Here is a 22,561-nt window from a genome sequence, read left to right on the forward strand (position 1 = left end):
ATGGCTGACTATAAAGCGCCACTGCGCGATATGCGCTTCGTCCTCAATGAAGTCTTCGAGGTTTCAAAGCTCTGGGCTCAACTGCCCGAGCTGGCCGAAACAGTCGATGCTGAAACGGTCGAGGCCATTCTCGAGGAAGCCGGTAAAGTCACCAGCAAGACCATTGCGCCACTGAGCCGCAACGGTGACGAGGAGGGCTGCCACTGGAAGGACACCGTCGTCACCACGCCTGCAGGTTTCCCCGAGGCCTACAGGATCTACGCCGAAGGTGGCTGGGTCGGTGTAGGCGGTAATCCCGAGTTTGGCGGCATGGGCATGCCCAAGGTGGTTTCGGCTCAGGTCGAAGAGATGCTCAACTCTGCCAGCCTGGCGTTCGGTCTGTACGCGATGCTCACCTCCGGCGCCTGTGTATCGATAGACACCCACGCCAGCGAAGAGCTCAAGACCAAATTTCTGCCCAATATGTATTCAGGCGTCTGGGCCGGGTCGATGTGCCTGACCGAAGCCCATGCCGGTACTGATCTGGGCATCATTCGCACTCGTGCCGAACCACAGGCGGACGGTGCCTACCAGATCACCGGCAGCAAGATTTTCATTACCGGTGGCGAACACGACCTGACCGAAAACATCATTCATCTGGTGCTGGCCAAGTTGCCGGATGCACCGCCCGGTCCGAGAGGCATATCGCTGTTTTTGGTACCCAAGTTCATGGTCGGTGACGACGGCAGCATCGGCGAGCGCAACACGGTCAGTTGTGGTTCGATCGAGCACAAGATGGGCATCCAGGCGTCTGCGACGTGCGTGATGAACTTCGACGCAGCCACCGGTTACCTGATCGGCGAGCCGAATAAGGGCCTGGCGGCAATGTTCACGATGATGAACTACGAGCGCCTAGGCGTCGGCATCCAGGGGCTGGCGTCCGGGGTGCGTTCTTATCAGAGCGCCGTTGAATATGCGCTGGACCGTCTGCAGAGCCGTGCCCCGACCGGTGCGCAGAACAAGGACAAGGCCGCTGACCCGATCATCGTCCACCCCGACGTGCGTCGCATGCTGTTGACCATGAAAGCCTTCAACGAAGGCGGTCGGGCGTTTTCCAGCTACGTTGCCCTGCAACTGGATATCGCCAAGTTCAGCGAAGACGATACCGCGCGCAAGCGTGCCGATGATCTGGTAGCGCTGCTGACACCGGTTGCCAAGGCGTTCCTGAGTGATATCGGTCTGGAAACCACTGTTCATGGTCAGCAGGTATTCGGCGGCCACGGTTACATCCGCGAGTGGGGCCAGGAACAACTGGTGCGTGACGTGCGTATCACGCAGATCTACGAAGGCACCAACGGCATTCAGGCGCTGGACCTGGTCGGGCGCAAGATCGTCGGTTCAAATGGCGCGTTCTATCAGTTGTTTTCCGACGAAGTCCGCCAGTTCATCAACGGCTCGGACAACGCGCTCGGCGAGTTCACTCAGCCGCTGAGCAAAGCCTTGAACATGCTGGATGAGCTCACCGGCTGGGTGCTGGATCGCTCGCGTAACAACCCCAATGAAATCGGCGCAGCTTCTGTGGAGTATCTGCATCTGTTCGGTTACACAGCGTATGCCTACATGTGGGCCATGATGGCCAAGGCAGCACTCGGTAAAGAGCAGCAGGAGGAGTTCTACGCAAGCAAGCTGGGTACCGCACGCTTCTACTTCGCACGCCTGCTGCCGCGTATTCACTCGCTGGATGCCTCTGTGCGCGCGGGCAGCGAGTCGCTGTACCTGTTGAAGGCGTCACAATTCTGACCTGAAAAAGTCTTGTAAGCATTTGCTTACACTACGTGACGCCAATTGGCCTCTTCCCAAGAAAGGGATCCAAAGTTAATCTTTGTTCATGGACGTAGCGCAGGAAGCGCAACAAGACATAACAGGGACACGTAGGGAAGCCTGCCAGGATGGCGGGGTGAAAGGGAAATCAGGGAAACAGTCTGGAAAGCCCCGCTTCGGCGGGGTTTTCTTTGTTTGCGTTTTGACGATTCTGTTTCCTTTCCGCTCGCAGCACACGCTGCTGTGCCCGCAACGCAACGCTTGTCCTGAGCCCCTCCCGCTAAAGAATACTGGCGCGCTGCCAGAGCCGGTTGAACCCTCACCTCCGGCCAGGGTCGATTAGCTGTATGGCCAATCAGAGCCAACCAATCAGGAGCTTTCCATGGACATCATTCGTATCATTTTCGCCATTCTGCTGCCTCCGGTAGGCGTGTTCATGCAAGTAGGCTTTGCTGGCGCTTTTTGGCTGAATATCCTGCTGACCCTGCTGGGTTACATTCCGGGCATCATCCACGCGATCTACATCATCGTTTCGCGTAAGTAACACCTCGTCGCACTTGCTGATCGTTCCCTGATGCGGGAACGATCACACGGCCTGATCAGGCATCCAGCACATCCCGATAGAAACGCCATTCCTTCTCCAGCGCATCTGCCAGGTTGTTTGCCTTGCGGAACCCATGATGCTCGTCCGCATAGAAATGCGCTTCGGTCTTGATACCGTTCTCCTGCAAGGCCTTGAGCATGGAGCGGGTCTGTTGCGGAACCACCACGGCATCCAGTTCGCCCTGAAAGAAAATGACCGGCACGTTGATGCTGTCGGCATGCAACAAGGGTGTGCGAGCCTGATAGCGCTCGATGTCCTTGTCGGGGTCACCGATCAGCCAGTCCAGATAATCACCTTCGAATTTATGCGTCGCCCTGGCCAGTGCCACCGGGTCGCTGACGCCGTAAAGACTGGCACCTGCGCGGAATACGTCGTGGAAGGCCAAGGCGCAGAGCGTGGTGTACCCACCCGCACTGCCGCCACGGATAAAGGCCTGTCGTTCGTCAATCAAGCCGCGCTCGGCCAGATGTTTCACGACTGCACAAGCGTCTTCGACGTCCGCCACGCCCCAGGCCAGGTGCAGGCCTTGCCGGTACACGCGACCGTAGCCGCTGCTGCCACGATAATTGAGGTCTGCCACGGCGAAGCCGCGGTGTGTCCAGTACTGAATGCGCGGGTCCAGCACCGGGTAGCAGGCAGAGGTCGGGCCGCCATGGATGAACACCACCAGCGGCGGTTTTTCCGCGCCAGTCATGGCCGGATAGAAGTAGCCATGGGCCTCGGCCCCGCCACTGGGGTAACGCAGCGTTTGAGGGCGGCTGATCTGATCGGCCGGCAGCGGCGACCCGCCTCCGGCAAGCACCTGAACACTGGCGTCGAGGCGAGAAATGGCCAGTACCGCCGAGGTGCTTATGGCTGAGGCCGCAATGCAATAGACGAACTCTTCGTCAATGGCGAGGCTACGAAAGCGGCTGTAACCTGCGCTGAAATCCTCGACACGGCCGTCAGCCTGACTAAGCCCCAGAACACTTGAACCGTCTTCGAACCAGCTCGCCAGATAACCATCGTTGATCGGCAGCCAGGTGCAGCTGCCCATTTGCCACGGCGCGGAAGCATGATCCGCCGCGCGGGCGGGAAGCGGCGCAAACCCGGAAGGCGATTCGCCCCACGGCTGCCAGAAGCCCGCGCGATCAGTCAGGCAGTACAAGCGGCCATGGGCGTCAAAGCGTGGTTGTTGCAGTGACTCTTGCGCACCCTCGCCTGCGATGCACTGTGCAGCAGCCCAGCTGCCGTCGTCCTGCTTCGTTGCACACATCAAGCGGGTGCAGGTCCACGGCTGATGCGGACGTTGCCATTCGATCCAAGCCAGGCGTCTGCCGTCGGCACTGACAATCGGCGATGAGTAGAAATCAGCGCCTTCGGCCAGCAACTGGCGCTGTCCGTCGGCCAGATCGATAGCGACCAGTCGATGCGTATTGCGCTCCTCTTCAACGGCCAGAATCCGGCCACCGCTGAAAAACACGCCACCGTAGCGCTTGTCGCCCGCGGTCAGCGCCACCGGTTCGCTGGCGTCCAGCGCCTGTCGATACAGTTGCTGGTCGCGCTCGTTGACGAACACTACGGCGTCATCGGCGAGGCAGAACGAACCGCCGCCGTATTCATACACCCGACTGCGCACGCTGAAGCCTTGTGGCGTCAGGCAGCGCTTGCTGTTGGCGTACCAGTGCCAGATGCGGCTGGCGCCGTCTTCGGGACGGTATTCGTTCCAGAACAGGCCCGCCGAGCTGACATCCAGTTCGGCGAAGTCGACGCCTGCAGCGACCGCTTGTGCGGCGCTCAGGCGTTCAGGAGGATTTTGCGATGAGTCGTGAGTTTCGGTCATTGCGAAAGGCCAGCTCTTCAATGGTTTGAGTAGCGGTTTCGGACTCGTCACGAGCCTGAGTGATGATCCCGTGGTGATAGGATTTGCTGCACACCGGGTCGGCATTGGCGGCGTCGCCGGTGAGCATGAAGGCTTGGCAGCGGCAGCCGCCGAAGTCCTTTTCCTTCTCGTCACACGAGCGGCACGGCTCGGGCATCCAGTCATAACCGCGAAAGCGATTGAAGCCGAACGAGTCGTACCAGATGTGCTGCATGCTGTGATCGCGTACGTTGGGGAACTGAATGGGCATCTGGCGCGCGCCGTGGCAGGGCAGCGCCGTGCCATCCGGTGTCACGGTCAGGAAGATGTTACCCCAGCCGTTCATGCACGCTTTGGGACGCTCTTCGTAATAGTCAGGGGTGACGAAGATCAGCTTGCATGGGTGACTCTCTGCCTCCAGCCGTTCGCGGTATTCATTGGTGACGGCTTCAGCGCGGACCAGTTGATCTTTGGTCGGCAGCAGGCCGACGCGATTCAGGTGTGCCCAGCCATAGAACTGACAGGTCGCCAGTTCGACGAAATCCGCCTCCAGCGCGAGACACAACTCGATGATCTTGTCGATGCGGTCGATATTGTGCCGGTGGGTCACGAAGTTCAGCACCATCGGGTAGCCATGCCTTTTCACCGCGCGGGCCATTTCCAGCTTCTGCGCGAAGGCTTTTTTCGAGCCGGCGAGCATGTTGTTGACCTGCTCGTCGCTGGCCTGAAAGCTGATCTGGATGTGGTCCAGGCCTGCTTCCTTGAAGGCGATGATCTTCTCTTCGGTAAGGCCGATGCCCGAGGTGATCAGGTTGGTGTAGAAGCCCAGACGCCGCGCCTCGGCGATCAGTTCGGCCAGGTCCTGGCGCACCAGCGGCTCGCCGCCGGAAAAACCGATCTGCGCCGCGCCCATTTCCCGCGCTTCCTGCATGACCTTGAACCACTGCTCGGTGCTCAGCTCCTGGCCCTGTTTGGCGAAGTCCAGAGGGTTGGAGCAATACGGGCATTGCAACGGGCAGCGATAGGTCAGCTCGGCGAGCAGCCACAGTGGCAGCCCGACCTCGGGAGTGGGCGGTATGTAAGGGATGTTGGTGACGGGTGCTATGTCAGACAAGATCGATCCAGTTTTTTTTCTTGGCGCCTTCCATGAACTCGTCGACGTCCATGCCCAGTTCGGGAACATTGGGGAACTGCTGGTGAAGCGCATGAATGATGGTGGCGATGGTACGCTTTCCATCGATCAGCCCGCCAATCAGGGCCGCGCTTTCATTCAGCTTGATCATGCCCTCAGGGTAAAGCACCACATGAGCCTTTTGCGCAGGCTCATATTGAAAGCGATAGCCCTGATGCCATTTGGGTATTAACGCACGGAGCTTCAAATCCTGTTTCAAATCGTGCTTCATAGCCTGATCCCCTTATGCCAGACGCGTTGGTCTGTGACGCTGTGATATGGCGGGCGGTTCAATTCATAGGCCATGGACATCGCATCGAGCATGCTCCACAGGATATCGAGTTTGAACTGCAGGATTTCCAGCATACGCTGCTGACCTTCGTACGTAGTGTAGTGCTGTAACGTGATTGCGAGACCGTGCTCTACATCGCGTCGGGCCTGACCCAGGCGAGTGCGGAAATACTCGTAGCCTGCCGGGTCGATCCACGGGTAGTGCTGTGGCCAGCTGTCCAGACGCGACTGGTGGATCTGCGGTGCGAACAGTTCGGTCAGCGAGCTGCTGGCGGCTTCCTGCCAGTTGGCGCGGCGGGCGAAGTTCACGTAGGCGTCGACGGCAAAACGCACGCCTGGCAGTACCAGTTCCTGAGAGCGCAGCTGGTCCGGGTCGAGCCCCACGGCCTGGCCGAGGCGCAGCCAGGCTTCGATGCCGCCGTCTTCACCGGGCGCACCGTCATGATCGAGCAGGCGCTGAATCCATTCGCGACGGATCTCGCGATCCGGGCAGTTGGCCAGAATGGCTGCGTCCTTGAGCGGGATGTTCACCTGATAGTAAAAACGGTTGGCGACCCAGCCCTGAATCTGCTCGCGGGTCGCACGGCCCTCGTACATCGCCACATGGAACGGGTGATAGATGTGGTAATAGGCACCCTTGGCGCGCAAGGCCTGTTCGAATTCGGCGGGGGACAGCGCAGTCGCTTCGCTCATGTCAGCTCCTAAAGCTCGATGCTCATGCCATCGAAGGCCACTTCGACGTTGCGACGAACCAGCTCCGCGCGTTCCGGGGAGTCTTCGTCGAGAATCGGGTTGGTGTTGTTGATGTGGATAAGCACCTTGCGCTGCTCGGGGAAGCCTTCGAGGACTTCCAGCATGCCGCCGGGGCCGTTCTGTGCCAGATGGCCCATCTCCCGGCCGGTACGCGTGCCCACGCCACGACGCTGCATTTCGTCGTCGTCCCACATTGTGCCGTCGACCAGCAGGCAGTCGGCGTCGCGCATCTTCTCGGCCAGCGCTTCATCGACCTTGCCCAGGCCCGGAGCATAGAACAGCTTGCCGCCGGTGCGGGTGTCTTCGACCAGCAGGCCGATGTTGTCGCCCGGATGCGGGTCGAAACGGTGTGGCGAGTAGGGCGGGGCGGCGCTGCGCAGCGGGAATGGCGTAAAGCGCAGGTTCGGGCAGGCCGGAATCACGAAGCTGCCCTGCAACTCGATGCGGTTCCAGCTCAGGCCACCGTTCCAGTGCTTGAGCATTTCGAACAGCGGGAAACCGGTGCTCAGGTCCTCATGGACCATGTCGGTACACCACACCTGATGCGGGCAGCCTTCGCGCAGGCTGAGCAGGCCGGTGGTGTGGTCGATCTGGCTGTCCATCAACACGATCGCGCTGATGCCGGTGTCGCGCAATGCGCGCCCGGGCTGCATCGGCGCAAAGTCCTGCAATTGCGCGCGAATGTCTGGTGAGGCGTTGCACAGCACCCAGTTGATACCGTCATCGGACAGCGCAATGGACGACTGGGTCCGCGCGTGAGCACGCAGGCTGCCGTCGCGAAAGCCCGCGCAATTCAGGCAGTTGCAGTTCCACTGGGGGAATCCACCGCCAGCAGCAGAACCTAGAATCTGGATGTACATGACAGCTCCTGGGACACGCTCTGAAATAAAAAACAGCCACAACCATAAAAAAAGCCCCGGCGAACCGAGGCTTCACAGCGCACTGAAATCAACGGCTTGCGAAGTACATGGTGACTTCAAAACCGATACGCAGATCAGTGTAAGCAGGTTTAGTCCACGACATAAAAATCTCCTCGGATAAGTGCAGCGATTGGTGACTACATCTTAGTGCATCGCCGGAGGCATACGTTCAGATGCTTAGGGAGCTATGTTACTCAATTTCACAATTGGACAGGTTCGGAATCTGCAGAAAAGACCGTTACCGTTCAGGTAAGGATAGTGGGACGGCCGTGCTGGCAGGGCGATTGGCCACGATCAGCCAGCCACCAGTGGCGCTGATCAGTTGATCTGCAGAGGCCAGCAAGGAGTGTGTATCCAGATTTGACAGAGCCCGCTGCAAGGCATGCGCATGGTCACCCCGATGCCCGGCAAGGTGTGCCTGCCACTGCAGGCCCGCACGCTGTTGCTCCGGCAGACTCGACGGCTCGAACTGCGCTGCAAGGGCGTTTGTCTGCTCAGGCAAATTTGCGTCGCGGACCAGTTGTGGCAATTTGCCGATAAAGGCCTCGATGTGCGCAAACAGCTGTTGGGCATTGCAGGTGGGTGATTGCACGCCGAACAGCAAGCCGTTCCTTCCGTCGATCTGCCTGAGGCCGCTGAACACCGCGTAACCCAATTGCAGCTCGACCCGCAGCCGCTGATAGAACGGCGCTTGGGCCAGCTGCGCGAGCAGGCGCCAGGCCGCTTCATCGTCGATGGAAGTGGTAGGCGCCGGGCAGAACACCAGCACGGCGTCTTCCGAGGAGGACGATGCTTGCGCCGTCCAGTGCTTGCCGGAGCGAATGGTTGGCGCATCGGGTGGGGAGGTTTGCCGAACGCCGGGTGCTGCATTCAATATCGCATCCAGCGTTGACTGGCTGGCCGGGCCGAAACCGCTGCTGAACCTGATCCAGCGCGAAGCTGCCCATAAGCCTGGCAGGTCGCTTATGTTCAGTTCCGGGTCGCTGCGCAGGTAATGATCGGCAAGCTGTTTGAGCAACTGACGAATCGGGATCAACACCGGCTCCTCGTGTTCAAGCGCGTGGGCGCCGGGGTGCTGCAAGCGCTGCAGGCTCTGTTGCAGGACTGCCAGCATCGGTTGGCGCAAGCCGTTCAATTGAAGCTGCCAGTAAGGGCCGTAAGCGCTGAATGTCAGGGTTACGCCAGCCTGACGCGCGTCTTCGGCCAGTGGCTTGAGTGCGGCATCGAGCATCCGCCAAAAAGCGGGCTGCGGGGACGGCAGTTGCCAGCGCAGGTAAAGCGCCGCTTCAGCCGGGTCTTCCGCTGCCGTATCGAGAAACGGATTCGGCGCTGGCAGGCGCCAAGCGACCGGCTCGAGATCGAGGTTATCCACAGCAGCAAAACTGACCAGTGCATCAGCGGTGAGCTTCGCCAGTAATGTGCTTAAGGCTTTTTGGCCTTGCTCGCTCAACTGCGCGGGCGTTTCGCGGCAGTGATGGTTTGCCAGAGCCAATGCACCGCACATCTGCAGACGGCGCTGTTCGAGACGGTGGTATTCCTCGATTTGCGTTGGCCAGTGAGCCTTGAAAAAACTGATCCAGCTGAAAAACAGGCTGTTGATAGCGGTCGCGTTCGCCGGGTCGCCTTTAAACTCGATATCCAGCAAAAGCTGCCCGCCGAACTGGTACAGCGGCGCGGCGTTCAGTGAGGTGCAAAGGCCCCTGCGGACCAGCTCGGCAACCAGTCCGCCAGGCTGCGCGGCATTCAGCCAGTGACAGAAGAAGGCCACCGCTTCGTCAGCCTTGGCTGGCAAGTCCTCGAAGGCAAACAGCAGATGGTTTTGCTCGCCAGCCTGTCGGGGGCTTGCCATCAATGCTGGAGGCGGGCGCTGTCTGACCTTCATCCCGCTGGCGAAAACCGCGCCGTGATTCATCGCCAGTGCCTGCAGTTCAGCCAGCGGCAGCGGGCCACTCAGGCACAGGGTCATCTGCCCGGCTTGATAGAAGCCTTGATAAAAGTCGTGCAATGCCTGCTGAAAAGCCGGGTTGGGCACTGACAGGCTGTAGCGATTGCCGGCGTGAAAGCCGCGTAGCGGATGCTGTGGGTTGATCGCCGTCAGCAAGCGCGTCTGATCGCGGGACGCGCTATCGCCGAGCCAGGCGATGAACTCGGCGTGCAGCACTTCGCGTTCGCGCAATTGATCTGCGAGGCCCATGCGCGGTCGGGCAAGCATGTCGCACAGGCGCTCCAGCCCTTGGGCGAAGGCCGCCTGCGGCAGTTCGAAGAAGAAGTCGGTGGTGCGCTCGCGGGTGCTGGCATTGACCTGCCCGCCATGACGCTGCACGAAGGTCATCAGGTTGTCCCCGGCCGGGAAGCGCTCGGTGCCGAGGAAAAACAGGTGCTCGAGAAAATGCGCCAGCCCCGGCCACGCCTGTGGTGCATCATGACTGCCCGCCGTCACACGCAATGAGGCCGCACAGCGCTTGAGCCGTGGCTCGTGACACAGCACCACATTCAGGCCGTTGGCCAGGGTGAGGCGTTGAGTGTCAGCAGAGTGTGCGGCAGGCATGAGGGGCGTCCGGAAAGCTGTGCAAGGCGAAGCGTCATGCTAGCGGATTAGCTGACCTGTTCGCGAGCCTGCTGCTCAAGCCTCCGAAATAGAGGACGCAGAGCGTCCAGAACGGCATGCCAACGCGGAGCATTGGCACGATAAGCAACGAGAATTACGATAAGCAAACGCGCTATTTCCAGAGGCTGTGCCGGCCTGTTCAGGATCAAGTCAGCGACGCATAAAGCGCCGGACGGCGATCCAGGAAATAGTCGTTCGCGGTTCTGGCCTGGGCCAGCAGTGACTTGTCCAGCGTACCGACCAGCAGTGCTTCGTCCTGACCTGCCAGCACCGGGCGGCTGCCGTCCGGTGCGCAGATGCTGCTGAGCCCGCAGTAACGAATCTCGCCTTCGCTGCCGCAGTAGTTGGCGTACACCACGTAGCAGTGATTCTCGAAAGCCCGCGCGCGGACGGTCACGTCGCAGACGAAATCGTAAGGCAGCATGTTTGCAGTGGGGACCAGAATCAACTCGGCCCCAGCCAAAGCCAGCCGGCGGGTGTTTTCGGGGAATTCCACGTCGTAGCAAATCAGCAGCCCCAGTCGCCAGCCATTCAATTCGACCACCGGGTAATGATCGTCGCCTGCGGCGAACATCGACTTGTCCAGCTCGCTGAACAGGTGCGTCTTGCGGTAGTTGCACAGGCGTGTGCCTTGGCTGTCGATCAACTGCACGGCGTTGTAAATCTGCCGATCGGTAGCGCGCTCCGCATAGCCGTAGAGGATCGCAATGCCGCTGGCCTGTGCGATGGCGGCAATGCGCGTTGCTGCCGGACCGTCCTGCGCCTGCGCCAGCTCAGCGACAGCCTGAGCGCCGATGTTGTAGCCACTGAGGAACATTTCCGGGCAGATCAGCACCTGTGCCCCTTGCTCGGCGGCGGCCTGAGCCTGCTGTTCCAGGCGAGTCAGGTTGCCGCTGATATCCAGCGGCAATGGCGGGCATTGATACAGCGCAACGCGCATGGGGTTTTCCTTCTGTCAGTCGCCCAGTGCAATCGGGCCGATTTCGTGGAACACATCACCGGGGCCGGGGTTCTCGGCGTGAGTCTTGCCGCCGAAGTGATTCATGATGCCCCACACGGCGTTCAGTGAGGTCTGCACTGCGCCTTCGACCCACGCCGGTGTCCACGACACATCGTCGCCGGCGATGAACATGCCGCGCTGTTCGCTGGGCATGTCCTGTTGCATGAAGTGCGCATACATACGCTGGTTATAGCGGTAATGGCCCGGCAGCGCACCCTTGAACGCGCCCAGGAAGTGCGGATCGGCTTCCCATGACACGGTAATCGGATCACCGATGATCCGCGCTGCGATGTCCACTTTCGGGTAGATCTTCTTCAAGGCATCCAGCGCCAGCTTCACCCGCTTCTCGATGGGCTGCGGGAGCATCTTCAGTGCATCGCTCATCCACGAGTAGGACAGACAGATCACGCCCGGCTTGTCGTCGCCGTTATCGAACAGGTAAGTGCCACGGGTCAGCCGGTCGGTGAGGGTCATGCTCATCAGGTCGCGGCCGGTTTCCGGGTCCTTGTCCTTCCAGAACGGGCGGTCGACCATCACGAAGGTCTTCGAGGACTGCATGTAGCGGGTGCGGTCCAGGGCCATCCACATTTTCTGCGAGAACAGCGACTCTTCGCACTCGATCTGCGTGGTCAGCAGCCAGCTCTGGCAGGTGGTCAGCACGGCAGCGTACTGCCGGGTGTCGCCCCAGTTGTCGGTCACTGCAAAACTGCCATCCTCGGCGCGTGCAATGCGCTTCACGCCGGGACGTGGTGCGCCGCGGTGCAGCGACGACAGGCTGGTGCCCTTGGGCCAGTGCGCGCAATGCTCGGGCACGTGGCTCCACAAGCCGACCGGCACTTGCTGCACGCCGCCGACGATCAGGTGCTGGTGTTCATCGCAGTTGGTCATGACTACGCGGAAGATTTCCAGCATCGAGTTGGGGAAGTCCGAGTCCCAGCCGCCCGTGCCGAAGCCCACCTGGCCGAATACTTCGCGGTGAAAGAAAGACAGCTTGGCGAAGGCCTTGGAAGTCGCGACAAAGTCATAGAACGTGCGGTCGTCCCATAACGGCACCAGCTTGTTCCACAGCTCTTTGAGACGCGGCACGTCGCGGTCGCGGATAGCCTGCTGGATGTCACCGAATTGCGAGCCGCTTTCCAGTGCGTCGGCCCAGGCGTCGGCGACTTCCTGAAACAGTGCTGGCAGGTCCGAGAGCATCTGTGCGTAGTAGGTGGTGCCTTCCAGGTCGATAACGGTGCTGCCGGACGCCGCGGTCAGCGGGTTGGGGAACGGCCTGGATTCAAGGCCCAGCTTGTCGACGTAATGAAAGAACGCCGTCGAGGACACCGGAAAGCGCATGCCGCCCAGTTCGGCAACGATACCTTTGGCGCCTTCGAACTCCTGCGAGCGCAGGCGGCCACCCATTTTCGAGGCTTCGTACACCACCGGCTTGAGGCCCATCTTCATCAATTCGTAGGCCGCCACCAGACCGGCTATCCCGGCACCGATAATTGCCACTTCGGCGCCGTGGTTCTCCACAGGAATGCTGCCCAGACCTTTCGGGTGCTCAATCCAGTCATCGAACGCGAAGGGGAAGTCGGGGCCGAACATGGTGATCGGCTTTTTGCCGTTGGCGGGGTGACGGTTGTTCTTCATGACGGACCTTGGTGGGCAACGGCGAAAAACAACAGTCTAGAGAAGGGCGGGCACGTTAATAAGACGCAAAGTGCCGTCGATATGCTGTTTGTTTTGGCTAAGTGACGAAGCTGGCGGTCACTTTGTATGAGTTGCTTGATCGAGTAGTCAGTTACACCGGCTGGCCGCGGTCGATCTTGCTGCTGAGAATGATCGAGGTCGTGGTCTTCTCCACACCATCCACGCTGCCGATCAGGTCCAGTAGCTGGTCCAGTTGCTCGGGAGAATCCGTGCGCAGCCAGGCGACATAATCGAACTCGCCGCTCACCGCACAGAGTTGCTGAACCTGCGCCATGGCACTGAGCCGCCGCACCACTTCCTTGCCCGAGCGGGGTTGCACGGTGATGCCGACATACGCCTGCAACCCGCCACTGACCACGCGCTGGCCAAGGCGCACGCCGTAACCGGTAATCACTTTGCTGCTTTCCAGGCGTGCCAGCCGCGAGGTGACGGTGGTGCGGGCGATGCCCAGTTGCCGGGCGAGCATGGCAACGCTTTCGCGCGCGTTGATTTGCAGCGCGGCAATCAGTTGGCGGTCGATTTCATCCAGCACTGGCGGGCGGGTATCGGGCACGTGCGGTTCCTTAAAACTTCCAGCGTTTGGCAGTCTTGGCCAGACGCGCCTGCAGGCCGTCGAGGTTGAGCGCCAACTGCTGGGTCATCAAGTGGTAGCCCTTCAGCTCGGTAGGAATGACGGCTTTCACTACAGGTGTTCCGGGTGTCTCCGGTGTTTCGTTCGTGCGCGCCAGGCGCTCGGTGGCACCTGTTTGCAGGGCGCGGGCCATGCCGATCAGTTGTCGACGAATCTGGCGGTAGTCAGCGTCCAGCGATGCCTTGAGAGTCTCGTCGGCAAGCTGATTCAGATTCGCCGGGCGAATATTGGCGAGAATCTCCAGGGTGCTCAGGCACATGCGGAAGTGGCCTTGAATGGCGTCCAGCTCGACCATGGACATCTTCACTTCCTTGGACACCGACGGCAGTAGCGAGCGCAGTTGCAGCATCGTGCCGTTTAGCTTGGCGGTCAGTTTCAAATGCTCGTCAGCGGTAACCGGCTGGCCCTGCACGATGCGCCCGTACACCTTGGCGCAGTCACGCAGACCACTGGCCAGGTTGTAGCGCCAGGAAAACACCGCATACAGCGGCAGGGCGAAGGAGAACGCCAGGGCCAGCGCGATACCGATCAGAATATCGACGGTACGCCACAGCCCGTCACTGATCGGGTTGTAACCATGACCGGCCACGATGAACAGCGTGATCGCCGACAGCAGCGCGGTGTAACCCCCTTTGCCAATGGCGTGATAGGCGAAGAAGCCGCACATCACCGACATCATTGCGTAGGTCAGCAACGGCATTTCCAGATAGCCCTGCTGGACCACCACGATCAGACCGAGGCCGGCACCGATCAACGTTCCGTAGGCCCGTTCGACCGACTTCTTGCCGATATTGCCGTGATGCTGCAAACCGCCGATCACGATCAGCATGGTCACCGACGCCCACTCGCCATGAGGCAGGTTGAGGCCGGTGGTCAGCAGAATAGTCACCAGCAGGCCCACCGCAATCCGCGCCGCGTGGATCAGCCGCGCATGCCGATAACGGCGATACGGGTCCAGCAAAGGACGCAAAACAGGGCGAAGCCAGGAGGGTATGAAAGCAGAGCGCGAATTCGTCATGCGTTAAGAGACCGCGAGGGTAGGGAAGAGATTCCCTGATTGGATGATGGCAGGCCTCAGTAAGCCACATTTTGATGGGGGATGGGTGGGGTATGTCGGTGATCAGTGACGTGGCATAGCGCATTCAAGGTTTAGGAATGACGCGCTGAAGGCAGTAATCACGATTTTTATGATTAATTAAGATGTCACTTGGTGATACTTTATTAGAGTTAATGTGTTCTTTCGTGAACTATTATTTTCGGGTCCACGTAGCTATACGTGTTACTTTGTTTTTTCTCGAACACCTGTGCACGTCCACTGGTAACCGCTCATGAAGGCTTTTTTCCCCGTTCAGTGCACCGACACGCTTTTGCGCATTGCGCTGCTGGTAAAGCAGACCAGGTTGCAGCAAGGCATCCGTCAGGTCGATCTTGCCGAAAGGCTGGGCATCTCGCTTCGTACGTTTCGACGTATCGAGGCAGGCAATGCCGAAGGCGTATCGCTGCGTGACTTCATGTTGGTGGTCTGGGGGCTGGGGGTGTCGGAGCGATTGTTTCAAGGGCTTCGGGATGACCAGTCGTTCAGTGTCGAGCAGCTTGAAGCAGCCGACCGAAAGCGTGTCCGCCTGCCTCGAAACAAGCCGGAGGACTTCTGATGGCACAGGCTTATATCTACATGGAGTGCCCTGTCAGCGGGGAGACACTGACGCTGGGCAAACTGACGATTCAGGCGGGCGTCGGAACGTTCCAATATGCACCGGATGCGGTGCAGGAAAGCATCTGGGTGCCGGATCCTTTCAGGTATCCACTGTCCACGCGGTCCTACACCGTGACTAAAAATGGTGGCGTCCCGGGTTTTATCGATGATGCCATGCCCGATGGTTGGGGAGAGCGGTTGCTGCATCGGATTGAAAAAGGCGCGTTGGACTCGATACAGCTGCTGCTCAAGTCTCCCAACAGCGACAGAGCGGGCAATATCATGGCCGGCCTGTCTCGTGTAGCGCAGGACGGTCTGGGCCAGACGCCTCCCAAGGCCTTTCGTGCCAAAGGGCTCGATCGTTTCATCGATGCCTGTGAAGCGATCTATGACAGCCAGCTCAGCGCCGAGCAACTGGAGGCTCTGAAGGTAAGGGATCAGCGATCTTCCGCTGGCGGCGCTCGTCCCAAGCGAACTTATCTGGGCGACAGAAAACTGATTCTGGCCAAGCCTCGCGACAAATTCGATCACTATGACCTGCCCTCCGTTGAGCACGCCTGCATGACCTTCGCCGGGCTTAAAGGGCTGCAGGCGGCCAACACTTCTCTGTATCGCGGCGAGCGGATCAATACACTGTTGGTCGAGCGTTTCGACCGCGCTTTTGATGAGCAGATCCATCGCTTCCGCCGCCTGCCGATGCTCAGCGGCTTGACCTTGCTGGACGCCGAGTGGAAGGCCCGTACGCACCCCGACTGGCAATATGCGGCGCTCGCAGATGAGCTGTATCGTCGTGGTGCGCCTGACCGTGATCGGCAGGAGCTGTATCGGCGCATGGCCTACAACGTGCTGGTCGGCAATGCCGATGACCATCCCCGTAACCACGCAGTCATCTGGAAAGAGGGTGGCTGGAGGTTATCGCCGATGTACGACGTACTGCCCATTCTGGACGAAGGGCCTGCTCAGGCACTTGCCATGTCAGTCGGCATCGAAGGGGCGCGGCTCAACCGAGGCAATCTGCTCAGTCAGCATACTCACTTTGCCTTGAGCAAGGAGCAAGCCGAGGCGACGCTGGACGAGGTGGCCGGTTGGGAAGCCGAACTGCGTGATTACTACAGCCAGCTCCTATCCGGTGCGGAACTGGATGCTGCGGTCGATGCGACCAGTGGCGCACGTCTGAAGCGCTAGCAGTTCCTTCTGCTTTGTAGCGTTCTACGGCAAGGTCCGATTGATCTGGTAGCGAGTGCTGCGGCCTCCACCGGGAAGGCGGACCAGGCAGTTTTTGGCAAGCAGGTAAAGTTAATCGGCTCATGGAGTGAGCCGATTGTGGTGATTATTCGGCTCACCGTCCAGATGTGCCATCGGCGTCTGGTTTCGATGTCAGGTAGTCACGGAGGAAAAACGGGTGGAATTTGATCTGCGTGTGTCGCAGCACAGCGACCTGGACTCGTTACAGCGCCTGTCAGTGCGGGCGCGTCACCGTTACAAAAGCATTCCTGCTCTGGCGCATGTCGCCGAAAGCCTTCCGCTGGGGGTAGACAGGTTTGAAGCCTGCCGGGTAGTTGTCGCAGTCGACAGGCACAGCGGTGACATCATCGGTTTTGCAGCCATGCGCCTGCTGGATGATGACCTGTACCCAGACAACATCTCGGTCGAGCCTGATGCATCCGGCAAGGGTGTTGGAAAAAGACTGCTGGCGTCCGTCGAGGCGTATGCGCATGTCTGTCAGCTTCACGCGATAAGTCTGACGACATTTCGCGAGCCGCGCTGGAACGGTCCATGGTTTCGGCGAAATGGCTTCCAGCCGATGCCAACGGAGCGTATCGGCGATGGGCTGAGAAGTGTCATGGAGCGTCAGGCGCAGTCTTTCAACCCTGCGACGCGCGAGACCTTGTGGCGTCTGCTGTAACCCGCGCAGCAACGCGGGCAATCCGCCACCTTCGTTTTATTGTTCAAGATTCGTACAGCCAGCCTTTGCCATATTCGCCTTGCCAGCCTGTTCTCTTGCCCCTGTGCGAGTTGCAGCGCTCCAGCCAAAATGTATCAAAACGGACATATTCCGGACACGCAACGACCACAGAACTCGCGCCAATCGCTGACGGACCGGCTCATAACCAGAAAATCTCAGGCACCTCCTTCAGACGAGCTAATACCTGCTGCCATGAATAACCTGAACCTGTCGACGCTAGGCCAGAATGAACAATCGCTGGACGTGATTTACGGTCCGATTCAACCTGAGCTGCTACGTGAGGAAGTGCTGGCCGATTTGCTGGAAGCCAGTGTCCGGCGCAATCCGCAGCAAGCGGCATTGATCTTCGGCGAGCGCCAGATCAGCTATGGCGAGCTGGACCGGCAGGCCGATCAGGTGGCTTCTGCGCTGATCAGTGCGGGTGTTCGGCCGGGTCACATTGTCGGTCTGTGGCTGCCGCGTGGCATCGAGCTGCTGGTCATGCAGGCCGGTATCGCCAAGGCTGGCGCCGCCTGGTTGCCTTTGGATCAGGACACGCCGGTTGAGCGTTTGCAGATTTGCCTGGACGACGCCAGCGCAGTCGGGCTGGTGTCCTGCGATGCGATGATGCCTGGGTTGGCCGACACCGGTCTGAAGGTGTGGACTGCCGAACAACTGCTGACGCCGACCGACACAGCGTTGGTGCGCCGCAGTGGGGTGCTTCCCGACCATCCTGCCTATGTGATCTACACCTCCGGCTCCACGGGCAAGCCCAAGGGCATTCTGATTTCCCAGCGCAGCATCTGCCATTTTCTGCGCAGTGAAAACGCGATACTCGGCATTCGGGCCAGCGACCGGGTTTACCAGGGCTTTTCGGTGGCCTTCGACATGTCCTTCGAAGAAATCTGGATTGCCTATCTGGTGGGCGCGACGCTGTGGATAGGTCCGAAGGAAACCAGCGGTGACCCCGAAACCCTGCCGCGCTTGTTGAATGAGCAGCGCATCAGCGTGTTGCATGCGGTGCCGACTTTGCTGGCGCTGTTCAGCGAAGACGTTCCCGGCTTGCGCCTGATCAATCTGGGCGGCGAGATGTGTCCGGAATCGCTGGTCGAGCGCTGGGCAACGCCGAACCGGCAGATGTTCAACACCTACGGCCCTACCGAAGCCACTGTATCGGCCAGCTTGGCGCGTCTGTCGCGTGGTCGCCCGGTCTCGATTGGCACACCGCTACCCAATTACGGACTGTTGGTCATCGCCAATGACCCGGCGGTCGGGAGCAACCTGGCGCCCAGCCTGCTGCCGCGTGGTGAAGTCGGCGAGCTGTGCATCATCGGCCCCGGCCTGGCTGAGGGATATCTTGGCCGGCCGGACCTGACCGAGGAAAAATTCCTGCCGAACCCATGGTCCACCGGCTATCACGATGCGCGTCTGTATCGAACCGGAGACCTTGCCCGGATCGACGATGACGGGCAGGTGCAGTGCCTCGGGCGTGCCGACGATCAGGTAAAAATTCGGGGCTTTCGCGTCGAGCTGGGCGAGATTGAATCGCTGTTGGCGCAACAGCCTGGCGTGGGAACCGTTGCCGTCCTGTTGCGTAACGAGGAGGGCGTGGATCAGCTGATTGCTTATCTGGTGAGCGACACCTCGACGCCTTCCGCATTCACCAGTCAGTTGCGCAAAACCCTGCAGGCGCAGTTACCGCCGTACATGGTGCCGGGACACTTCGAACTGCTCGACAGCATGCCACGCCTGACGTCCGGCAAAATCGACCGTAAAACGCTCAAGGCCCGTCCGTTGACGGTCAATGCCGAGGCCGCCAATGCGGAGTCCGATGTGGCGGAAACAGAAGGTGAGATTGCGCTGTTTGCCGCGCTGAGCACACTGTTCCCCGGCATGCCGATCCGCCGCGATGCGGACTTTTTTACCGATCTGGGTGGGCATTCCTTTTTTGCCGCGCGTCTGGCCTCGGCCCTGCGGGCCAACCCGCGTTTCGCTCAAGTCACGGTGCGTGACATTTACCAGCATCGGCGTATCGGTGCGATTGCCCAAGTGCTGGATCAGGCACCCCAAGAGATGGACGCTCCGGTGGACTGGACGCCTCCGTCAGCCTGGCGCCGCTGGCGCTGTGGCGTGGCTCAGGCGCTTGCATTACCGGTCATGGTCAGCCTGCGCATGAGCCAGTGGCTCGCACCGTTCTTTACCTATCACCTGCTCACCGGTTCGCCCGACGACTCTGTCACCTTGGCGACTTTGGCGTCGATCTCGGTGTTCCTGATTGCCACCGTTCTGCAGTTTTTCATCGCGCTGGCGGCCAAGTGGCTGATCGTCGGCCGCCTGAAGCCTGGGATCTATCCGTTGTGGGGCGTTACTTACTTTCGCTGGTGGGCCGCAGACCGCATGGTCGAGTCGGCGCCGACTTATCTGCTGAGCGGCTCTTCGCTTTACCCCCTGTGGATGCGTGCACTGGGCGCGAAGATCGGGCAGGACGTGATTATCGGCGGGGCGACAGTACGGGCTCATGACCTGCTGGAAATCGGCGACGGGGTCAGCGTCGGCAACGGTGTCAGTTTCGAAAACGCACGCGTCGAGCGGGGCCTGCTGCATCTGGGGCGTATCGCTTTGCAGGACAATGCCTGTGTCGGCTCGTACGTGATCTTGGAAGGCAATACGGCCGTAGGCCCGTGGGGACATCTGGAAGCCCAATCGGCCATGGCCGACGGTCGGGAGGTTCCGGCCGGGCGCATCTGGCAAGGCTCGCCAGCGCGTGACGTCGGCGCGTTCGATACACTCAGTCAACCTGCGCGCCCCGTGAACAGCCCTGCGCGTTTGCGCGCCGAAAAACTGTTCTTCGTCGTCGGCGTTCTGCTGGTCGCGACGCTGTTCTTCATCCCGGTCTTCCCGACCTTTTTCCTGATCGACTGGTTCGACACGCAGCATGTCTTGCCATGGTTCGAGGGCAGCGGGCCACTGGGACAACTGGCGCGCTATTTCCTGCTCGCGTTCCCGGCCAGTGCAGTGCTGATTGTGGCGACCGTCCTGGCGTCTGCGGCATTGCGCTGGGTGGTCTTCCCACGCCTCAAACCGGGCCGTTATGAGGTACACAGCAATACCTACTGCGCCAAATGGCTGATCAGCCAGATTCAGGAAGCCAGCCTCAACGTGCTGTCCGGCATCTACGCCACGGTGTATTCGCCCTTCTGGTATCGGTTGCTGGGCGCGAAAGTAGGGCGCGACGCCGAGATTTCCAGCGCGCAGGGCGTTATCCCGGACATGCTGACCCTGGGCGATGAAACCTTTATCGCCGATGCGGTGATGCTCGGCGATGAGCGTATCGACGGCGGCTGGATGACCATGCAACCCACGGTCGTGTCGCATCGCAGCTTTGTCGGCAATGGCGGATATATTGCGGACGGCACGGTACTGCCGGAAAACGTCCTGATCGGCGTCCATTCCTGCGCGCCGCCCAACAGCAAAATAGTCGACGGCGACACTTGGCTGGGCTCACCACCGATCCACCTGCCTGCTCGCGAGCAAGTGAGTGGCGCTCCCGAGTCGCTGACGTTCAAGCCCTCACCGCTGCGCCGCCTGGCCCGAGGCCTTGTCGAAGGCGTGCGCATCGTTACCCCTCATGCGGTGGTGATCGCGGTTGGCTACACGGTGATGCTTGATCTGATGCCACTCGCCGATGATGAACGCTGGGGTGCCGTACTGGCCTACCTCGCCGTCATCGGCATGGCCTACAGCGTGGGTAATTTTCTGCTGATCGCGGCCTTGAAATGGCTGGTGATGGGCCGCTATCGCAAACGCGCTGACCCCATGTGGACGCCCTTCGTATGGCTTTCGGAAGGCATCACCAGTCTGTATGAAGGCATGGCCGCACCAAACTTCATGCGCTACCTGCGCGGTACGCCGTGGTTGCCGCTGGCGTTCAATCTGCTCGGCTGCAGGATTGGTCGCGGGGTTTACATGGACACTACCGACATCACCGAATTCGACTGTGTCAGCATCGGCGCAGACAGCGAGCTGAACGCCGGCGCCTGCCCGCAGACCCATCTGTTCGAAGACCGAATCATGAAGATCGACCACGTCAGCATCGGCGAACGCGTTTACATGGGGCCACGCAGTGCTGTGCTGTATAGCGCCGTCGTCGGCAACGATGCGCACCTTGGCGCACTGACTCTGGTGATGAAGGGCGAACACATTCCTGCAGGCAGCCGATGGGCCGGCTGCCCCGCGTCACCTGACAGGGCATGAAGCACGGGGCGAGCTGGGCATTCGATGAAGATGGCCGGCTTGCCCCGCCAAAGCCTTTCCCTCGGCAGAATGTATTGCTGGTCAGCTGCGTCACCAGACTGGGCTCTGCAAGAGATGAAGCCAGAAAACGCATTCGGGCTTGCGTGCGTACCGCCGTGGAACAGTGGCTCGAATTGCCATCGGGGGCGATGACGTTCATCAGCGCCGCAGGTGTCGCGCCGCGATTGCTCATCGACGGGCTGCCGGAGCCCGGGTTTTCCATCAGCCACGAAGCTGGATTCTCTCTGGCTGCCGTCAATCTCCAAGGCGCAGTGGGCGTGGACTTGATGCAGTTTCAGGCGGTGCCGGACTGGCATGCTGTCGCGCTGGATTATCTGGGGGCTGAGGTTGCTACCGGCCTGTCAGGCATGCCCGAGTCGATTCGCCCGATCGCGTTCGCCAAGGCATGGTGCAGGCGCGAAGCATTTTTGAAGTTGCGTGGGTTGGCGCTTGAGGAATGGGCAGCAGTGGGAGGGTTGCAGGGCGTTGAGGTTGAGGTTGAATTGGGGGAGGGGATGGTGGGTGTGGTGGCGTTGAGTCAGGGTTTGATGGAATACCTGAATCTTGCTGAGCGGCGTACGGATCCTGAACTGGGACTGTCAGAAATCCCTGATCGATGCGCTGCTGCCAATCATTTCAAAATCTGATCTGGTCGAGCAACTCAACCTTTTCTTTGTTACGCGAGTTTTGCTCTTCAACTTTCTGTTTAACCGCCTCGATGTGCTCAGCGAGCTTTTCTTCTGCCTTTTTTACGTTCTTCTCGGCGGCTGTCGGTTTAGGCGCTGCGGGTTTCCGGAGCTTTTGTTCCATCCCTCCCAGCGGATGATGTGAGGGCTGGGAGGGTTGAAAATCCACCTCGACAAAGCCTGGGTGCTTATCTTCCAGACCTGAACCCGGAGGTGATAGCGCATGCAGTTGCTTCAGCTGACCACTGCTGTCGACATGAATCCTGACTTCAATGTCCCGATCCGGCTTATCGCTCTCGTCCGAGAAATCCTGCGCACGGTAGCTGTAGTGCCGGCTGCCCTCTCCTGAAGATCCTCCGGCGTCGTCAGCGTCCAGATCGGTCATCTCCCCGGTCGGTTTCAACCATGCGGCGAGCCGATGTTTACCAATCCCTTTCGGCAGTTTGAAGCTGCCTACCCTTATCGGCGGTCGGCCTCGCGGAGAAATCTGCGAAGGGACTTCGTGAGTATGACTCTGCGGAGCACTTGGGCCACTCGAACGAGCTGGCCCCGGGGCATGTGCATCGGAGGCAGGCGGACCCCCTGCAGGGTGAGTAATACGGGAGGGATCGAATCCTCGGATCGGGAACAT

Annotated in this window: 19 protein-coding genes; 7 read left to right on the plus strand and 12 right to left on the minus strand. The window is 60.1% G+C overall.

Annotation, left to right across the window (positions count from 1 at the left end; translation table 11 throughout):
• Both JOE33_RS16305 and JOE33_RS16310 read left to right on the plus strand, forming a co-directional pair.
• Positions 1-1,779, plus strand: coding sequence for an acyl-CoA dehydrogenase C-terminal domain-containing protein (locus JOE33_RS16305; RefSeq protein ID WP_122589937.1), 1,779 nt, complete (start codon positions 1-3; stop codon positions 1,777-1,779).
• Positions 1,780-2,182: 403 nt separating this feature from the next.
• On the plus strand, positions 2,183-2,344 hold the full coding sequence (locus JOE33_RS16310; protein WP_002555565.1) for a YqaE/Pmp3 family membrane protein: 162 nt from the start codon (positions 2,183-2,185) through the stop codon (positions 2,342-2,344).
• A 55-nt stretch (positions 2,345-2,399) separates the two neighbouring features.
• Here the strand turns inward: JOE33_RS16310 and JOE33_RS16315 are convergent, their stop codons facing one another.
• The 11 genes from JOE33_RS16315 to JOE33_RS16365 form a co-directional block, all read right to left on the minus strand.
• Entirely contained in the window at positions 2,400-4,226 is a 1,827-nt protein-coding gene (locus JOE33_RS16315) for a S9 family peptidase (protein WP_187625845.1), read from the minus strand.
• Positions 4,189-5,358 carry a pyrroloquinoline quinone biosynthesis protein PqqE gene (gene pqqE / locus JOE33_RS16320; protein WP_054994471.1) on the minus strand — a complete coding sequence of 390 codons (1,170 nt, stop codon included), beginning with the start codon at positions 5,356-5,358 and terminating at the stop codon, positions 4,189-4,191. Before pqqE ends, JOE33_RS16315 begins: the two co-directional genes overlap by 38 nt.
• On the minus strand, positions 5,351-5,647 hold the full coding sequence (gene pqqD / locus JOE33_RS16325; RefSeq protein WP_010428946.1) for a pyrroloquinoline quinone biosynthesis peptide chaperone PqqD: 297 nt from the start codon (positions 5,645-5,647) through the stop codon (positions 5,351-5,353). The genes pqqE and pqqD overlap by 8 nt, the downstream gene beginning before the upstream one ends.
• Entirely contained in the window at positions 5,644-6,399 is a 756-nt protein-coding gene (pqqC, locus tag JOE33_RS16330) for a pyrroloquinoline-quinone synthase PqqC (RefSeq protein WP_010428943.1), read from the minus strand. The genes pqqD and pqqC overlap by 4 nt, the downstream gene beginning before the upstream one ends.
• Before the next feature lie 8 nt (positions 6,400-6,407).
• On the minus strand, positions 6,408-7,319 hold the full coding sequence (gene pqqB, locus JOE33_RS16335) for a pyrroloquinoline quinone biosynthesis protein PqqB (protein WP_032611800.1): 912 nt from the start codon (positions 7,317-7,319) through the stop codon (positions 6,408-6,410).
• 88 nt (positions 7,320-7,407) lie between these two features.
• Positions 7,408-7,482 (minus strand): pyrroloquinoline quinone precursor peptide PqqA, encoded by a 75-nt coding sequence (pqqA, locus tag JOE33_RS16340; protein ID WP_003422658.1) that lies wholly within the window; start codon positions 7,480-7,482, stop codon positions 7,408-7,410.
• A gap of 135 nt (positions 7,483-7,617) precedes the next feature.
• The gene (pqqF, locus tag JOE33_RS16345; RefSeq protein WP_187625846.1) at positions 7,618-9,927 is read right to left on the minus strand and encodes a pyrroloquinoline quinone biosynthesis protein PqqF; all 2,310 of its coding nucleotides are present in this window, start codon (positions 9,925-9,927) and stop codon (positions 7,618-7,620) included.
• Positions 9,928-10,132: 205 nt separating this feature from the next.
• Positions 10,133-10,927 carry a carbon-nitrogen hydrolase family protein gene (locus JOE33_RS16350; RefSeq protein ID WP_010428934.1) on the minus strand — a complete coding sequence of 265 codons (795 nt, stop codon included), beginning with the start codon at positions 10,925-10,927 and terminating at the stop codon, positions 10,133-10,135.
• 15 nt (positions 10,928-10,942) lie between these two features.
• The gene (locus JOE33_RS16355; protein ID WP_003341224.1) at positions 10,943-12,622 is read right to left on the minus strand and encodes an NAD(P)/FAD-dependent oxidoreductase; all 1,680 of its coding nucleotides are present in this window, start codon (positions 12,620-12,622) and stop codon (positions 10,943-10,945) included.
• Positions 12,623-12,773: 151 nt separating this feature from the next.
• Complete coding sequence (locus tag JOE33_RS16360; protein ID WP_003395085.1) at positions 12,774-13,235, minus strand: Lrp/AsnC family transcriptional regulator; 462 nt, start codon at positions 13,233-13,235, stop codon at positions 12,774-12,776.
• A 10-nt stretch (positions 13,236-13,245) separates the two neighbouring features.
• On the minus strand, positions 13,246-14,331 hold the full coding sequence (locus JOE33_RS16365) for an FUSC family protein (RefSeq protein WP_187625847.1): 1,086 nt from the start codon (positions 14,329-14,331) through the stop codon (positions 13,246-13,248).
• A gap of 310 nt (positions 14,332-14,641) precedes the next feature.
• Between JOE33_RS16365 and JOE33_RS16370 the strand changes: the two genes are divergently transcribed.
• The 5 genes from JOE33_RS16370 (at position 14,642) to JOE33_RS16390 (ending at position 21,891) form a co-directional block, all read left to right on the plus strand.
• Entirely contained in the window at positions 14,642-14,965 is a 324-nt protein-coding gene (locus JOE33_RS16370; protein WP_010428926.1) for a helix-turn-helix transcriptional regulator, read from the plus strand.
• Positions 14,965-16,191, plus strand: coding sequence for a HipA domain-containing protein (locus tag JOE33_RS16375; protein WP_187625848.1), 1,227 nt, complete (start codon positions 14,965-14,967; stop codon positions 16,189-16,191). The genes JOE33_RS16370 and JOE33_RS16375 overlap by 1 nt, the downstream gene beginning before the upstream one ends.
• Before the next feature lie 217 nt (positions 16,192-16,408).
• Positions 16,409-16,912, plus strand: a complete 504-nt coding sequence (locus JOE33_RS16380) for a GNAT family N-acetyltransferase (protein WP_122579018.1) — start codon at positions 16,409-16,411, stop codon at positions 16,910-16,912.
• 252 nt (positions 16,913-17,164) lie between these two features.
• On the plus strand, positions 17,165-21,205 hold the full coding sequence (locus JOE33_RS16385; protein WP_187625849.1) for a Pls/PosA family non-ribosomal peptide synthetase: 4,041 nt from the start codon (positions 17,165-17,167) through the stop codon (positions 21,203-21,205).
• Positions 21,202-21,891 carry a 4'-phosphopantetheinyl transferase superfamily protein gene (locus JOE33_RS16390; protein ID WP_187625850.1) on the plus strand — a complete coding sequence of 230 codons (690 nt, stop codon included), beginning with the start codon at positions 21,202-21,204 and terminating at the stop codon, positions 21,889-21,891. Before JOE33_RS16385 ends, JOE33_RS16390 begins: the two co-directional genes overlap by 4 nt.
• Here JOE33_RS16390 and JOE33_RS16395 read toward each other — a convergent pair.
• Positions 21,881-22,315, minus strand: a complete 435-nt coding sequence (locus JOE33_RS16395) for a hypothetical protein (RefSeq protein ID WP_054994478.1) — start codon at positions 22,313-22,315, stop codon at positions 21,881-21,883. The two genes, JOE33_RS16390 and JOE33_RS16395, sit on opposite strands and share 11 nt — an antisense overlap.
• Between the last annotated feature and the right edge of the window lie 246 nt (positions 22,316-22,561).

The sequence above is a fragment of the Pseudomonas sp. PvP027 genome (assembly GCF_017833005.1).
In the GTDB taxonomy this organism is placed as follows: Bacteria; Pseudomonadota; Gammaproteobacteria; order Pseudomonadales; family Pseudomonadaceae; genus Aquipseudomonas; species Aquipseudomonas congelans.

Coding starts and splice junctions, on each gene's coding strand:
- pqqF (WP_187625846.1), bottom strand. CDS start 9,927: ATGCCTGCCGCACACTCTGCTGACACTCAACGCCTCACCCTGGCCAAC.
- JOE33_RS16370 (WP_010428926.1), top strand. CDS start 14,642: ATGAAGGCTTTTTTCCCCGTTCAGTGCACCGACACGCTTTTGCGCATT.
- JOE33_RS16385 (WP_187625849.1), top strand. CDS start 17,165: ATGAATAACCTGAACCTGTCGACGCTAGGCCAGAATGAACAATCGCTG.
- pqqB (WP_032611800.1), bottom strand. CDS start 7,319: ATGTACATCCAGATTCTAGGTTCTGCTGCTGGCGGTGGATTCCCCCAG.
- pqqC (WP_010428943.1), bottom strand. CDS start 6,399: ATGAGCGAAGCGACTGCGCTGTCCCCCGCCGAATTCGAACAGGCCTTG.
- JOE33_RS16375 (WP_187625848.1), top strand. CDS start 14,965: ATGGCACAGGCTTATATCTACATGGAGTGCCCTGTCAGCGGGGAGACA.
- pqqD (WP_010428946.1), bottom strand. CDS start 5,647: ATGAAGCACGATTTGAAACAGGATTTGAAGCTCCGTGCGTTAATACCC.
- JOE33_RS16305 (WP_122589937.1), top strand. CDS start 1: ATGGCTGACTATAAAGCGCCACTGCGCGATATGCGCTTCGTCCTCAAT.
- JOE33_RS16365 (WP_187625847.1), bottom strand. CDS start 14,331: ATGACGAATTCGCGCTCTGCTTTCATACCCTCCTGGCTTCGCCCTGTT.
- JOE33_RS16390 (WP_187625850.1), top strand. CDS start 21,202: ATGAAGCACGGGGCGAGCTGGGCATTCGATGAAGATGGCCGGCTTGCC.
- JOE33_RS16355 (WP_003341224.1), bottom strand. CDS start 12,622: ATGAAGAACAACCGTCACCCCGCCAACGGCAAAAAGCCGATCACCATG.
- JOE33_RS16310 (WP_002555565.1), top strand. CDS start 2,183: ATGGACATCATTCGTATCATTTTCGCCATTCTGCTGCCTCCGGTAGGC.
- JOE33_RS16315 (WP_187625845.1), bottom strand. CDS start 4,226: ATGACCGAAACTCACGACTCATCGCAAAATCCTCCTGAACGCCTGAGC.
- JOE33_RS16350 (WP_010428934.1), bottom strand. CDS start 10,927: ATGCGCGTTGCGCTGTATCAATGCCCGCCATTGCCGCTGGATATCAGC.
- JOE33_RS16395 (WP_054994478.1), bottom strand. CDS start 22,315: ATGACCGATCTGGACGCTGACGACGCCGGAGGATCTTCAGGAGAGGGC.